This is a genomic window from Pseudomonas sp. H3(2019) (genome assembly GCF_007713465.1).
Lineage (GTDB): Bacteria > Pseudomonadota > Gammaproteobacteria > Pseudomonadales > Pseudomonadaceae > Aquipseudomonas.
This window is the reverse complement of sequence record NZ_VMSG01000013.1, coordinates 127,263-141,176: the sequence shown is the minus strand read 5'-3', so window position 1 is coordinate 141,176 and position 13,914 is coordinate 127,263. Positions and strand designations below refer to the sequence as shown.

Annotated in this window: 12 protein-coding genes and 1 pseudogene; 11 read left to right on the top strand and 2 right to left on the bottom strand. The window is 59.8% G+C overall.

Annotated elements, in window-relative coordinates; translation table 11 throughout:
* The first annotated feature begins 114 nt into the window (after window positions 1–114).
* The 8 genes and pseudogenes from FPT12_RS15090 to FPT12_RS15060 all read left to right on the top strand — a co-directional run bounded on the left by FPT12_RS15090 (window position 115) and on the right by FPT12_RS15060 (window position 8,862).
* On the top strand, window positions 115–1,905 hold the full coding sequence (locus FPT12_RS15090) for an acyclic terpene utilization AtuA family protein (protein ID WP_145017099.1): 1,791 nt from the start codon (window positions 115–117) through the stop codon (window positions 1,903–1,905).
* A gap of 81 nt (window positions 1,906–1,986) precedes the next feature.
* A pseudogene (locus tag FPT12_RS28365) lies at window positions 1,987–2,082 on the top strand (2,4-dienoyl-CoA reductase); the annotation flags it as partial.
* A 3-nt stretch (window positions 2,083–2,085) separates the two neighbouring features.
* Window positions 2,086–3,702 (top strand): geranyl-CoA carboxylase subunit beta, encoded by a 1,617-nt coding sequence (gene atuC, locus FPT12_RS15085; RefSeq protein ID WP_145017097.1) that lies wholly within the window; start codon window positions 2,086–2,088, stop codon window positions 3,700–3,702.
* Between the two features lie 130 nt (window positions 3,703–3,832).
* On the top strand, window positions 3,833–4,990 hold the full coding sequence (atuD, locus tag FPT12_RS15080; RefSeq protein WP_145017095.1) for a citronellyl-CoA dehydrogenase: 1,158 nt from the start codon (window positions 3,833–3,835) through the stop codon (window positions 4,988–4,990).
* Entirely contained in the window at window positions 4,987–5,784 is a 798-nt protein-coding gene (locus tag FPT12_RS15075; protein WP_145017093.1) for an enoyl-CoA hydratase/isomerase family protein, read from the top strand. Before atuD ends, FPT12_RS15075 begins: the two co-directional genes overlap by 4 nt.
* A 138-nt stretch (window positions 5,785–5,922) precedes the next feature.
* Window positions 5,923–7,884 carry an acetyl/propionyl/methylcrotonyl-CoA carboxylase subunit alpha gene (locus FPT12_RS15070; RefSeq protein WP_145017091.1) on the top strand — a complete coding sequence of 654 codons (1,962 nt, stop codon included), beginning with the start codon at window positions 5,923–5,925 and terminating at the stop codon, window positions 7,882–7,884.
* 70 nt (window positions 7,885–7,954) lie between these two features.
* Window positions 7,955–8,497, top strand: a complete 543-nt coding sequence (locus tag FPT12_RS15065; protein ID WP_145017089.1) for an exonuclease domain-containing protein — start codon at window positions 7,955–7,957, stop codon at window positions 8,495–8,497.
* Window positions 8,498–8,577: 80 nt separating this feature from the next.
* A complete protein-coding gene (locus FPT12_RS15060; RefSeq protein ID WP_007940055.1) occupies window positions 8,578–8,862 on the top strand; it encodes a pyrimidine/purine nucleoside phosphorylase in 285 nt (94 codons plus the stop codon).
* A 69-nt stretch (window positions 8,863–8,931) separates the two neighbouring features.
* Here FPT12_RS15060 and FPT12_RS15055 read toward each other — a convergent pair whose 3' ends face one another.
* Entirely contained in the window at window positions 8,932–9,738 is an 807-nt protein-coding gene (locus FPT12_RS15055; RefSeq protein WP_145017087.1) for an MOSC domain-containing protein, read from the bottom strand.
* Window positions 9,739–9,839: 101 nt separating this feature from the next.
* Window positions 9,840–10,775 carry a chemotaxis protein CheV gene (locus FPT12_RS15050; RefSeq protein WP_071554432.1) on the bottom strand — a complete coding sequence of 312 codons (936 nt, stop codon included), beginning with the start codon at window positions 10,773–10,775 and terminating at the stop codon, window positions 9,840–9,842.
* Window positions 10,776–11,341: 566 nt separating this feature from the next.
* On the opposite strand from FPT12_RS15050, the gene FPT12_RS15045 reads away from it, so the two are divergent.
* The 3 genes from FPT12_RS15045 to FPT12_RS15035 all read left to right on the top strand — a co-directional run bounded on the left by FPT12_RS15045 (window position 11,342) and on the right by FPT12_RS15035 (window position 13,882).
* Window positions 11,342–11,812: a hypothetical protein gene (locus tag FPT12_RS15045; RefSeq protein ID WP_145017085.1), complete on the top strand. Its 471-nt coding sequence runs from the start codon at window positions 11,342–11,344 to the stop codon at window positions 11,810–11,812.
* A gap of 520 nt (window positions 11,813–12,332) precedes the next feature.
* Entirely contained in the window at window positions 12,333–13,226 is an 894-nt protein-coding gene (locus FPT12_RS15040) for a sensor histidine kinase (RefSeq protein WP_145017160.1), read from the top strand.
* The gene (locus FPT12_RS15035) at window positions 13,223–13,882 is read left to right on the top strand and encodes a response regulator transcription factor (RefSeq protein ID WP_145017083.1); all 660 of its coding nucleotides are present in this window, start codon (window positions 13,223–13,225) and stop codon (window positions 13,880–13,882) included. Before FPT12_RS15040 ends, FPT12_RS15035 begins: the two co-directional genes overlap by 4 nt.
* Window positions 13,883–13,914: the final 32 nt, after the last annotated feature.

Here is a 13,914-nt window from a genome sequence, read left to right as displayed (position 1 = left end):
GCAATTTAAGCTGACCGGGGCGACCAAGCAAGCGCTTGGGAAGAAGATGTAACCAGCGTTTACAAACCAAGCGCTTGCTTGGTAGTCTCGAGCCACTTCTGTCGGAGGCTTGCAATGAACAAAACCGTTCGTATCGGCTGCGCCAGTGCCTTCTGGGGCGATACCTCGACCGCCGCCGCACAATTGGTTGACGGTGCCCAGCTGGACTATCTGGTGTTCGACTATCTGGCAGAAATCACTATGTCGCTGCTGGCCGGCGCGCGAATGAAAGATCCCCAGGCCGGTTACGCGACCGACTTCGTCGAAGTCCTCAGCCCGCTCCTCAAGCAACTTTGCGAACAGAACATCCGCGTGATCAGCAACGCCGGCGGGGTCAACCCACTGGCCTGCGCAGCAGCGCTGCAAGCGGCGTGCGATAAAGCCGGTGTGCCACTGAAGATCGCCGTGTTGCTCGGCGATGACCTGCAACCGCAGTTCAAGCAATTGGCTACCAGCGGCGTAAAGGAAATGTTCAGCGGCGTCCCACTGCCGCCAATGTGCGTATCGACCAACGCCTACCTCGGCGCACCCGGCATCGTCGAGGCGCTACGCCTGGGCGCGGACATCGTTATCACCGGCCGGGTGGTCGACAGCGCGGTGGTCAGCGCGGCATTGGTGCATGAGTTCGGCTGGTCGTGGCAGGACTACGACAAACTGGCTCAGGCTGCGCTGGCCGGGCACCTCATCGAATGCGGCGCGCAGTGCACCGGCGGCAATTTCACCGATTGGCAAGAGGTGCCCGACTACGAACACATCGGTTTCCCCATCGTCGAAGTCAGCGCCGACGGCCAGTTCATCGCCAGTAAACCTGAAGGTACCGGCGGTTTGGTCACCCCGCTGAGCGTCGGCGAGCAATTGCTGTACGAAATCGGCAACCCTCGTGCCTATCTGCTGCCCGATGTGGTCTGCGATTTCAGCCAGGTCAAACTCCAGCAACACGGCAACAACACCGTGCACGTTCACGGTGCCAAAGGCTTGCCGCCACCCCGTCAATACAAGGTCAGCGCGACCTGGCCGGACGGTTTTCGCTGCACCGCCAGTTGCCTGATCGCCGGGATCGACGCGGTGGCCAAGGCACGTCGGGTGAGCCAGGCGATCATCGCCAAGACCTCGGAAATGTTCAGCCAACGCGGCTGGGCACCCTACAGCGAAGTGAACATTGAGCTGCTCGGCAGCGAAGCGACTTATGGTCCGCACAGCCAGCGTCAGGACAGCCGCGAAGTGGTGATCAAACTGGCGGTGCGGCACCCGGACAAACAAGCGCTGATCCTGTTTTCCCGCGAGATCGCTCAAGCCGCCACCGGTATGGCACCGGGGTTGACCGGAATCGTCGGAGGCCGGCCAACCGTGTACCCATTGATCCGTCTGTTCTCGTTCCTGATCGACAAAAATACCTGTGTGCTGGAAGTCGACCTGCAAGGCCAGCGTCATCCCTGCGCCCTGCCCGCCCTCGATCACCTCGACGTTGCCGACCTGCCGGTGCCCTTTGATCCACCCAAACCCCATGGGCGAGCCGACGCCAGTGTGGCGCTGGTGAAACTTGCGGTGGCGCGCTCCGGTGACAAGGGCAATCACAGCAATATCGGCGTCATGGCCCGCGCCCCCGAATACCTGCCATGGATCGCCGAAGCACTGACGCCGGCAGTGGTCGTCGACTGGATGAGTCACGTACTTGACCCGATCCACGGGCGTGTCGAGCGCTGGTATCTGCCCGGCACCCACAGCCTGAATTTTCTCCTGGAAAACGCCCTCGGCGGCGGTGGCGTGGCCAGCCTGCGAATCGACCCACAAGGCAAGGCATTCGCCCAGCAACTATTGGAAATCCAGATCCCGGTGCCGCAAGGCATCGCTGACCAAGTCAAGTAGAGGACGGTTGCCGTGGCCTTTGATTCGATCTTCAAACCCGAGCTGTTTGCCGGCCAGACGATTATTGTCACCGGTGGCGACAGTCGCATCTGGCCACTGCACAAGGCGCAGCACAGTGAATCCTTCAATGGCTTTCACCGCGCGGGCTTACCCGACGTGCTCAAGGGCGAGGACTGATCCATGCCACAGATTGAGTCGCAACTCGACATCCACAGCCGGCAGTTTGCGCAGAACCGCGAGGCGATGTTGAGCAGCATCGAGCAGTTCCGCCAGTTGGAACGCAACCTGCTGAGAAAAGCTGCCGACGCCAAGCCGAAATTCGACAAACGCGGGCAACTCCTGCCTCGCGAACGGCTGAACCTGCTGCTCGATCCCGGTGCGCCGTTTCTCGAACTGGCGAGCCTGGCCGGCTACAAACTGCACGACGACAAGGACGGCAGCCAGGCTGGCGGCGGGTTGATCGCCGGGATTGGTTATGTGTCCGGCGTGCGGGTGCTGGTGGTCGCCAACAACAGCGCGATCAAGGGCGGAACCATTTCCCCCAGTGGCCTGAAGAAGTCCCTGCGCCTGCAACAGATCGCCATGGAAAACAAACTGCCGGTGATCACCCTCGCCGAGAGCGGCGGCGCTAACCTCAATTACGCCGCGGAGATTTTCATCGAGGGCGCGCGCAGTTTTGCCAATCAGGCGCGGATGTCGGCCATGGGCTTGCCGCAAATCACTGTGGTGCACGGTTCGGCCACCGCTGGCGGCGCTTATCAGCCAGGACTCTCGGATTACGTGGTGGTGGTGCGCGGCAAGGCCAAGCTGTTTCTCGCCGGCCCCCCGCTGCTCAAGGCCGCTACTGGCGAAGTCGCCACCGATGAAGCACTCGGCGGCGCCGAGATGCACGCGCAAATCGCCGGCACCGCCGAGTACCTGGCCGAAAACGATACCGACGGTGTGCGCCTGGTACGCGAAATCGTCAGCCTGTTGCCGTGGAATACGCAGTCACCACAGCGCAGCGCCGAACACTGGGACGAGCCGCTCTACCCCATCGACGAACTGCTGGGGCTGATTCCCGACGATCCGAAAAAGCCCTACGACGTGCGCGAGATCATTGCGCGCATCGCCGATGGCTCGCGCTTTCTCGAGTTCAAGGGCGAGTTCGATCAACAAACGGTGTGCGGCCATTTGAAGATCCAGGGGCGGCCCTGCGGTTTCATCGGCAACAACGGTCCGATCACCCCGCAAGGTGCCAGCAAGGCCGCGCAGTTCATCCAGCTCTGCGACCAGAGCCAGACACCGCTGCTGTTTTTCCATAACACCACCGGTTTCATGGTCGGCACCGAGTCGGAACAGCAAGGGGTGATCAAACACGGCGCGAAGATGATTCAGGCCGTGGCCAACGCCCGGGTGCCTAAGCTGACCATGGTGGTCGGCGGCTCTTACGGCGCCGGCAACTATGCAATGTGCGGCCGTGGGCTCGACCCGCGTTTCATCTTCGCCTGGCCCAGCAGCCGCACCGCCGTGATGGGTGGCGCCCAGGCCGGCAAGGTGCTGCGCATTGTCACCGAGGCCAGGCAGGCCAAGGATGGTTTGGTCCCAGACCCGAAGATGCTCGACACGCTCGAACAGGTCACCGCGCAAAAACTCGACAGCCAGTCCACCGCACTCTATGGCAGCGCCAACCTGTGGGACGACGGGCTGATTGATCCACGAGATACACGCACCGTGCTCGGTTATCTGCTGGATATCTGCCATGAGGCCGAGGCTCGTCAGCTGCAACCGAACAGTTTTGGGGTAGCCAGATTTTGATCGTTCCCACGCTCCGCGTGGGAATGCAGCCCGGGACGCTCCGCGTCCCAAAAGCGGACGCAGAGCGTCCAAAGAGGCGTTACCACGCTGAGCGTGGGAACGATCGGGGTTAGCAGGGAGAACAATAAAAATGATCTTCACCCAGGAACACGAAGAACTGCGCCGTACTGTCCGTCATTTTGTCGACCGCGAAATCAACCCGTACGTCGATGAATGGGAAAAGGCCGGACGTTTTCCGATCCACGAGATTTTCCGCAAGGCCGGTGCGCTCGGTCTGCTGGGGATTTCCAAACCGGAAAAATTCGGTGGCATGGGTCTGGACTACAGCTATTCGATTGTCGCCGCTGAAGAGTTCGGGACCATTCATTGCGGCGGGATTCCGATGTCGATTGGCGTGCAGACCGACATGTGCACCCCGGCCCTCGCCCGTTTTGGCTCCGATGAGCTGCGTGAAGAATTCCTTCGCCCGGCAATCACCGGTGAACAGGTCGGCTGCATCGGCGTCTCGGAAGTCGGTGCCGGCTCTGATGTCGCCGGGCTGAAAACCACCGCGCGTAAGGACGGCGGCGACTACGTGATCAACGGCAGCAAAATGTGGATCACCAATTCCCCAAGCGCCGACTTCATCTGCCTGCTGGCCAACACCTCGGACGACAAGGCGCACATCAACAAGTCGTTGATCATGGTGCCGATGAACAGCCCCGGCATCAGCCTCAGTTCGCCGCTGGACAAACTCGGCATGCGCAGCTCGGAAACCGCCCAGGTGTTTTTCGACAACGTGCGCGTGCCGCAACGCAACCGCATCGGCCACGAAGGTGCAGGCTTCATGATGCAAATGCTGCAGTTTCAGGAAGAACGCCTGTTCGGTGCGGCGAACATGATCAAGGGCCTGGAGTACTGCATCGACAGCACCATCGAGTATTGCAAGGAGCGCAAGACCTTTGGCACTGCGCTGATCGACAACCAGGTAATTCACTTCCGCCTCGCCGAGCTTGCAACCGAAGTCGAATGCCTGCGCGCGCTGGTCTACCAGGCCACCGAGCAATACGTCAAAGGCCAGGACGTCACGCGCCTGGCGTCCATGGCCAAACTCAAGGCCGGGCGGCTGGGCCGGGAAGTCAGCGACAGTTGCCTGCAATACTGGGGCGGGATGGGCTATATGTGGGACAACCCGGTGGCCCGCGCCTACCGCGATGTGCGGTTGGTGTCGATCGGCGGCGGCTCCGACGAAATCATGCTGGGGATCATCTGCAAATTGATGGGCATCCTGCCCGGGAAGAAAAAATGACCACCTTGCCCGTTTGCCAGACCCTGCTGCTCGAACTGCACAACGGCGTTCTGCACATCACCTTGAACCGGCCAGACTGCCGCAACGCCATGAGCCTGCAGATGGTCGCCGAGTTGCGTGCAGTGCTCGCTGCGGTGCGAGATGACCGGGACATCCGCGCGTTGGTGCTCGGCGGTGCCGGCGGGCATTTTTCTGCTGGCGGCGATTTGAAAGACATGGCCAACGCCCGCACTCAAGGTCGGGAGGCCTACCGTGAGTTGAACCGCGCGTTTGGCGCCCTGCTCGAAGAAGCCCAGCACACGCCGCAAGTGCTGATCACGGTGTTGCAGGGAGCTGTGCTCGGCGGCGGCTTCGGTCTGGTTTGTGTCAGCGACATTGCGCTGACCGATCACAACGCCCAGTTCGGCTTGCCGGAAACCAGCCTCGGCCTGCTGCCGGCGCAAATCGCACCGTTTGTGGTCCAGCGTATCGGCCTCACACAGGCACGACGCCTGGCGCTGACCGCCGCGCGTTTTGACGGGCATGAAGCGCGGCGTCTGGGGCTGGTGCATTTTGTCGAACACGATGCGCAAGCCCTGGCCGAACGTCTGGATGCGGTGCTCGCGCATGTGCTGTGCTGCGCGCCTGGCGCCAATGCCGCGACCAAGGCCTTGTTGCTGGCCAGCTCCGAACAGCCGCTGGGGCCGTTGCTCGACCAAGCGGCCGAGTGGTTCAGTGAAGCCGTGACCGGGGCGGAAGGTGTCGAAGGGACGATGGCCTTTATGCAGAAACGCAAACCGGGTTGGGCCCCTTAAGAGCATCGCGAGCAGGCTCGCTCCCACAGGGGTTCCAGGGTGTTTGCAAAATCCAATACCTACCAAAAATCCAATGTGGGAGCGAGCCTGCTCGCGATGGGGCCCTCACGAACACCGCATCACTAAAAGGATCAACACATGCCCACCCTGCGCAAAATCCTCATCGCCAACCGCGGTGAAATCGCCTGTCGCATCCAGCGCACCGCCCAGGCACTGGGCTATCGCACGGTGGCGGTGTTCAGCGATGCCGACGCCGATGCCCTGCATGTGCGCATGGCCGATGAAGCGGTCAACATCGGCCCCGCTGCCGTTGCGCAGTCCTACCTGAACAGCCCGGCGATCATCGACGCGGCATTGCGCAGCGGCGCGGACGCGATCCATCCCGGCTACGGCTTCCTTTCGGAAAACGCCGAATTCGCCACCGCCTGCGCCCGCGCCGACATCAGCTTTATCGGCCCAAGTCCTGCCGCCATCGAACTGATGGGCAGTAAACGCCTGTCGAAAATCGCCATGCTCGCCGCTGGCGTGCCGTGCATCAACGGTTACCAAGGGGCGGAGCAGGATGATGCCACCCTCAGCCGCGAAGCCGAACGCATCGGCTATCCGCTGATGATCAAGGCCAGCACCGGCGGCGGTGGGCGCGGCATGCGCCTGGTGCACAGTGCGGATGAATTGCTTGCGCAGATCCGCACCGCACGCTCCGAAGCCCTGCACGCGTTCGGCAGCGACGAGTTGATTCTCGAACAAGCGCTGATCGAACCGCGCCATGTCGAGATCCAGCTATTCGGCGACCGGCACGGCAACCTGATCTACCTCGGCGAGCGTGACTGTTCGATCCAGCGTCGCCATCAAAAAGTCATCGAAGAAGCGCCATGCCCGGTGATGACTGCTGAACTGCGCCAGGCCATGGGCGAGGCTGCGCTGAAGGCCGGGCGCGCAGTGAATTACGTCGGCGCCGGCACCGTGGAGTTCTTGCTCGATGCGCGGGGCCAGTTTTACTTTCTGGAGATGAACACCCGCTTGCAGGTCGAGCACCCGGTGACCGAGATGATTACCGGCCTGGACCTGGTGGCCTGGCAACTGGATGTCGCCGCCGGGTTACCGCTGCCGTTGCGCCAGGAACAGGTCGAACTCAAGGGCCACGCGATGGAAGTGCGTCTTTACGCCGAAGATCCAGCGCAGGGTTTCTTGCCCCAGACCGGGCGCATTATGCGCTGGGAACCGGCCCTCGTGGACGGGGTGCGCATTGACCACGGCTTGCTTGAAGGTCAGCAGGTCAGCCCGTTTTACGACCCGCTGCTCGGCAAAATCATCGCCTACGGTGCCACCCGCGAGGAGGCTCGACGCAAGTTACTGCGGGCAGTCCAGGACAGTGCCTTGCTGGGCTTGCAGACCAATCAGCGTCTGCTCGCCGGTTTGCTGGAGCATACGCAGTTCATCGCCGGGAGCTTCAATACCGGGTTCATCGCGCAACACTTCGCCGATCACCCAAGCCTTCACCCGCATGCGCCCACGGCCGAAGAGCTGGCTATCGCTATGGCGCTGTTCTATCAGCAGTCCGCCAGCGCTCATCCGCCAGGACTCGCCGGTTGGCGCAACAACGCCAACGCGCCGCTGTTGCAACAGATCGGCCTCAATGGCGATCGCTGGTCAGCCGAAGTAACGGCCCTGCCCGACGGGCAACTGATCATTCATGTGGCCGGGGAAACGCTGCAACTGAAACTACTCGATATCAACACCCGCTCGGCCAGTCTGGAAATCAACGGCATTCGCCGCCGCTACGCCTATCACCTGGCCGCCGGACAACTGTGGTTGTTCACCAGCCCCGGCAGTCTGCTGCTGCAAGACCAGACGCTGGCGCCCGTCAGCGGCCAGGTCGGCACCGGTACCGGCACACTGCAAGCCCCGATGGATGGTGCGATTGTCGACGTACTGGTCAGTGAAGGCGCATCGGTGAGCAAGGGGCAGCTGTTGCTGGTGCTGGAGGCAATGAAAATGGAACACCCGCTCAAGGCCGGCATAGACGGTGTAGTCAAACGGTTGCAGGTCAGTCCCGGCGATCAGGTAAAAAATCGTCAGATTTTGTTGGAGGTTGAATAAGCCGCTAGGCGGATCCATCGCATTTGGCTACGCTCAGCCTCATCAGGACGCGGACACCAGGAAACCTGCGATGCCTCATTGGCTGGTAATTGATCTCGAAGCGACCACTGATGACGGTGGCTGGCCGGTAACCGAGATGGAAATCATCGAAATCGGCGCCACCCTGGTCAATCGCGAAGGCCGCGAACTGGACTACTTTCAGCGCTTCGTTCGCCCCCTGCGACGGCCACTGCTGACCCCTTTCTGTCGCGAGCTGACCCACATCACCCAAGCCAATATCGACGCTGCCCAGCCATTGACCGAGGTCTGGCCGCTGTTCGAGCGCTGGCTCGGCCAACATCACACGCGCCTCGAAGGCTGGGCCAGTTGGGGCGATTACGACCGCAAACAACTGCTTCAGGAATGGCAACGCCTGCATCTCGACAGTGCCCTGAGCCGGGTCCCACACATGAATCTGAAGCAGCGCTTCGCCAAGGCCCGCCGACTGGAGCGGCCACTGGGACTCAATGGTGCCCTGCAACTGGCGGGGCTGCAATTTACCGGTCAACAGCACCGGGCACTGGAAGATGCACGTAATACCGCACGCCTGTTGCCGCTGGTTCTTCCGGTCTGATCCTTGAGGGCAACAGGTGACGGGCGAAAAGGCCTTGTGCATACTGGCCGGCCTTTTTAGCCCATTTCGAGGAATCGCCCATGTTTAAAGTCAACGAGTACTTCGACGGCACCGTCAAGTCGATTGCCTTCGGCACTGCTGAAGGTCCGGCCACCATCGGCGTCATGGCACCGGGCGAATACGAATTCGGCACCAGCCAGCGTGAAATCATGCACGTGGTTTCCGGCGCCCTGACCGTCAAACTACCTGACAGCAGCGACTGGGAAACCTTCGCCGCCGGCAGCCAGTTCAACGTACCGGCCAACAGCAAGTTCCAGCTGAAAGTCGCCGTCGACACCGCTTACCTGTGCGAATACCGCGGCTAAGCGTTTCACCGCGATAAGAAAATGCCCGTGTCGAAAGACACGGGCATTTTTCATTCCGGCGTTACAGCGTCATTCGAGAATCTCTACTGGCATGCCGACTTCAAGCCGGCCATTGCCGTCATTGACCAGGTTCTGGCCAAACATCGCGCCATCCTCTTGCGCACGGTATTTTTGCAGCGTCGCCAGGGGTTCGCGGTCGTCGCTGCGCTTACCGGTCTGCGGGTCGATGGTGGTGAGAATGCAGCGTGAACACGGCTTGACCACACGAAACTCGACATCGCCAATGCGAATGCGCTTCCAGCCGTCTTCGGCAAATGCCTCGCTGCCCTCGATCACCAGATTCGGTCGAAAACGCAGCATCTCCAGTGGACGCCCGACCCGTTGCGACAAGTCCTCAAGCGAAGCCTGACCAATCAACAACAGCGGAAAACCGTCGGCGAAAGCGACTTTATCGTCATCCTTGCCATAGCCGGCCTGAGTGGTACGGGCCAGCGCCTCGGGCACCTGCACCAATCGGGTAGGCTTGCCGATGAACTCACTGACCCAGGCACCGGCTGCATCCCCCGCATCGGGAACCCGCAAGGTATCGCGCCAGATGGTCACGCCACGCTGTTCAGCGTCGATGGCCGGCAGGGCAATATCGATCGACGAGTGACCGGGCGCGCTGAGCGTCAGGCCCCCGGAAGCACTCCACAACGCCGACAACTGGCTCATACGCGATTCCGCGCGTTGCGTCAGGAAACGTCCGCTGGCCTCGTCCACCAGCATCCAGCGTCGATCCCCCTCCAGCCCCAGCTTGTCCAGGCTGGCCTGTTGCAGGATTTCGCCCTTGCCAGACTTGAGTGGAAAACGGTAAAGCGCGCTCAGACGCAACATGGCCAGCTCCCTGGTGGGCAAAAGCGCCACGATATACGAGCCGGCTGATGAATCAAAGAAGCACATCACGGGCAGCCACCCTGCCTGCCCGTGATGCTCCGTCAGGCCGGGACGGCGTCGAGCATCAGGCGCTGGCGCACCACATCGACCAGTTTGTCTGGCTGGAATTTCGAGAGGAAGTTGTCACAACCGACCTTCTTCACCATCGAGTCGTTGAAGCTGCCGGACAGCGAGGTATGCAGGACGACGTACAGGCCGCGCAGGCGTGGATCGTTGCGAATCTCGGTGGTCAGGCGATAGCCGTCCATCTCGGGCATTTCCGCGTCGGTGAAAATCATCAGCAGTTTGTCGGTCATGACCACGCCGGTATCGGCCCAGGCCTTGAGCATATTCAGTGCCTTCAGGCCGTCGCTGGCGACGTGCATTTTCACCCCCAGCTGACCCAGGGTGTCGCGCAACTGGGAGAGGGCCACCTTGGAGTCGTCCACCAGCAGCACTTCACGACCGCGGGCCCGTTCCAGCACCGGGTCTTCCAGCTTGTCACGCGAAACCTTGGCGTTGTAAGGCACGATCTCGGCGAGTACTTTTTCGACGTCGATGATCTCCACCAACTGGTCATCGACCTTGCTGATGGCCGTCAGGTAATGCTGGCGCCCGGCACTGGTTGGCGGCGGCAGAATGGCTTCCCAGTTCATGTTGACGATGCGATCGACGCCACCGACCAGGAAGGCCTGCACCGAGCGGTTGTACTCGGTCACGATGATGGTGCTGTTGGGCCCCGGCACCAGCGGCCGCATGCCGATGGCCTGGGACAGGTCGATCACCGGCAACGTCTGGCCACGCAGATTGACTACACCACAGACAAATGGGTGACGCTGCGGCATCAAGGTCAGTTTTGGCAATTGCAGGACTTCCTGCACCTTGAAGACGTTGATCGCAAACAACTGCCGACCGGCCAGGCGGAACATGAGAATTTCCAGGCGATTCTCACCCACCAGCTGTGTGCGTTGATCTACTGTGTCGAGAATGCCGGCCATTGATGACTCCTGGGCTTTTCTGATGAATTCACTAAAGAAAGTTATCGGCGGATCTCACGCAATCTTGACCCGCAAACAAAATGCCACGCAAAGGAATTGATGTCACATTAACATCATGCTCTACTGAAGCGGCTATTTCATCCACTGCACAACCCTGCGCGCGACTCGTCTTTGCGTGTCAAGTTCCGTGATATCAGGGAATCCCCTAGCCGCAATCGGGATCAGCCTGATATTCGCGATATCCAATAGCCATTAATGTGACGCCATTCTCACTGCATGAATGGAGTCAGGCTTTTGTCTGTGATCGAAGTACCCTTGCCGAGCTCTTTTTTCAGCCCGCCGGGTTACGCACCTCATGCCTCACGGCGAATGAGTTCGGCACCTCGTTACGCTGTCAATCAGGCTCGCTCCATCGGGGCATTCGCGTCGAACGCAAGCAGACCGTTCATCGTCAACAGCAAAAAATCAGAACTGCCCTACAGATTCCGGTCGTGGTCCGGCAGTACCTTACGCCCGTTCGCCATACGGCTGATTGCATCACCTGACTTGATGTCGTGGAGAAAAGCATGCTGAACGATCGTAAAAACTGGAATCAGCGACTGCCCGAATTCTTGATCGAGGCTGAAACCCTGCTGGCCAAATCCGAGGAATGCCTGAGCCACCTGCAACTGATCAACAATGATCAGGACGCCATCGATTGCATGCTGAACACACTGTTCACCCTGGCCAACCGGGCGGATGCATTGGCACTGCGGGCGGTATCCGAGTTCTCGATGTGCATTCACGCCTTGCTCAACGGTGCACGCAATCAAATCGACCTGAACGACCAGGCACTGTGTGCCTTGAAAGAGTGCCTCACATTGATGGCCTGGCAACTTGAACTGGTCGACCTGACTACCGGCCAACTCAGCCTCGATGACGCCGAACAGATATCGTTGGTCGAAGCCTTCGCGATGGAAATTGGCCGTGCCCCGACGCGCCTGGCATTACCCCCCAAGCCATTCGCATGCGTTCCGCTTTCGGCAAGACATGCCTGAGTTGCATCAGATAATGCATGGCATCGTTTGATAATTTTTAACACTTCCAGCAACAACGCTTTCGCGTCGCAATTGAATACTTCATATCTTTTAACGTCAGAATCAAGTTAATAACCCAAGCATTAGTTGCCGACTTCCGACCTCCTGAGCTACCCGTCCAGAGCGCTGCAAACTGATTAGTGACGTATTGAGTCATGCTGGACGCTCAGTCACCAGCCCATGACCGCCAACGCGGAGCAGATGTCCAGCAACGGCAAAATTCCTGACCTTTTGGACATATATAGCGAACGCGACCAACGGTATGTTAAGTGGTATTATGCGGCCCAATTAGTTGGTTCTGCGCTATGGCACTCTGACTTCAGGCGGAGCCTATCCCTTTGTACAGTGCAACACTCGATTTTGACAATCAGACTGCGCTAACTTGAAGCCCACTATTCAATTACCAGCGCTTTCCACACAGAGACCCGTCAGCCATCGTGACCGGTCTGCCCGCAGCGAACATTCATTGGCTCCATCCGCTATGTACGCCAGCCTCAAGTCAGTCGCCTCTTGGTCACCCTCCCGAAAAAGCGTTCGCCGGTTCACACTGCTGCTGTGCCTGTGCTCGGCGGTGGGCAGCCTGCTGGTTTACTACCTGTCCAGCCAATTTCCAGTCGCACTGCTGATATTGAATCTCGCGGCAGCCACCAGCGTCTGGGTGCAGTATTGCAGTTCGCGAAAATCGATCAGGTTCCAACCTCAGGAACTGGCCGACCGTTTGCTGGAAGTACAGGAAAACGAACGCCATCGGCTCAGCCGTGAACTCCACGACGATATTGGCCAATTACTGACGGCGGCAAAGCTGCAAAGTGAATGGCTCATGCGACGTCAGCCCGAAGAACTGCAAAGCCATTGCACCCTGCTCTGCGACACGCTGGAAGAAACCCTGACCAAAGTTCGCGATGTGTCGGCCATTCTCAATCCAAGACAACTCACCAGCCTTGGCCTTGAAGCCAGTTTGCGCGCACATCTGCTCAAAACGCTGGCCAATACCGCCGTGAACTGGAGCCTTGAATGCCAGCAGCGCCTGACCGGTATTCCAGAAGAAATGGCGGTGGCAGCGTTTCGGATTTCTCAGGAAGCCGTCACCAATATGCTGCGCCATGCCCAAGCCAAAAACCTGCTGATTCGCCTGCAACGTCTGCCCCAGGGGCTGGGGCTGTTTATCAGCGATGACGGACTGGGCTTTTCTCCAGCCACCCATCCTGGCCGTGAAGGGCAACGCGGAATGGCCGGCATGTCGGAGCGGGTCGAACAACTGGGCGGCACCCTGAGCGTCATCAGCGAGCCCGGCAAGGGTACGCAGATCGAAGCACTTTTCCCCTGGGCGCCCCGCGCACTCGAACGAGCCAGTACGAATAAGGTTCAACATTGACTTGTAACTTGCTTCTGGTGGATGACCACTCGCTGATCAGAGCCGGCGTGCGTGCGCTGGTTCTGGATATTCCCGGTTACGCCGTCATTGGTGAAGCCAATGATGGTGCACAACTGCTCGAAATGGTCGAGAAGCTAAGCCCCGACATCATCCTGCTGGATATATCCATGAAGCTAACCGGCGGGCTTGAGGCTCTGCAAAGACTCAAGGCAGTACGTCCACAAAGCAAAGTGCTGATCCTGTCGATGCACACCGACCCGACGCTGATCATGCAAGCCCTGGAGTCAGGCGCTCATGGCTACCTGCTCAAGGACACCACCGCCACGGAACTGGAACACGCGCTTGAAGCCTTGCGCAACAACGAACGCTACCTGAGCCCGGCCATCGCTCACACCGTGATCAATCAGGCGCTGGTACGTGCCCAGAAAAGCCAGCCAGAATCCGTCGAAACGCACAATCTGACAGCCCGTCAGCTCGAGATTCTGCGCTTGATCGTGCGTGGTAAATCCACTCGCGAGATTGCCAGTGGTTTGGGCCTGAGCATCAAAACGGTGGAAACCCACCGCTCTCAGATCATGAAACGCTTGCAGATCTTCGATGTCGCGGGCCTGGTGCTGTTTGCCGTACGCGAGCAAATCATCAGTCTCGACGATTAGGCCAGATGCAACGCCCTGTAGTGCCTATCCCT

Excerpts from the sequence above, each read along its gene's own strand:
- FPT12_RS15060 (WP_007940055.1), top strand. The coding sequence starts at position 8,578 with ATGTTTAAAGTCAACGAGTACTTCGACGGCACCGTCAAGTCGATTGCC.
- FPT12_RS15065 (WP_145017089.1), top strand. The coding sequence starts at position 7,955 with ATGCCTCATTGGCTGGTAATTGATCTCGAAGCGACCACTGATGACGGT.
- FPT12_RS15045 (WP_145017085.1), top strand. The coding sequence starts at position 11,342 with ATGCTGAACGATCGTAAAAACTGGAATCAGCGACTGCCCGAATTCTTG.
- atuD (WP_145017095.1), top strand. The coding sequence starts at position 3,833 with ATGATCTTCACCCAGGAACACGAAGAACTGCGCCGTACTGTCCGTCAT.
- FPT12_RS15070 (WP_145017091.1), top strand. The coding sequence starts at position 5,923 with ATGCCCACCCTGCGCAAAATCCTCATCGCCAACCGCGGTGAAATCGCC.
- FPT12_RS15090 (WP_145017099.1), top strand. The coding sequence starts at position 115 with ATGAACAAAACCGTTCGTATCGGCTGCGCCAGTGCCTTCTGGGGCGAT.
- FPT12_RS15050 (WP_071554432.1), bottom strand. The coding sequence starts at position 10,775 with ATGGCCGGCATTCTCGACACAGTAGATCAACGCACACAGCTGGTGGGT.
- FPT12_RS15055 (WP_145017087.1), bottom strand. The coding sequence starts at position 9,738 with ATGTTGCGTCTGAGCGCGCTTTACCGTTTTCCACTCAAGTCTGGCAAG.
- FPT12_RS15075 (WP_145017093.1), top strand. The coding sequence starts at position 4,987 with ATGACCACCTTGCCCGTTTGCCAGACCCTGCTGCTCGAACTGCACAAC.
- atuC (WP_145017097.1), top strand. The coding sequence starts at position 2,086 with ATGCCACAGATTGAGTCGCAACTCGACATCCACAGCCGGCAGTTTGCG.
- FPT12_RS15040 (WP_145017160.1), top strand. The coding sequence starts at position 12,333 with ATGTACGCCAGCCTCAAGTCAGTCGCCTCTTGGTCACCCTCCCGAAAA.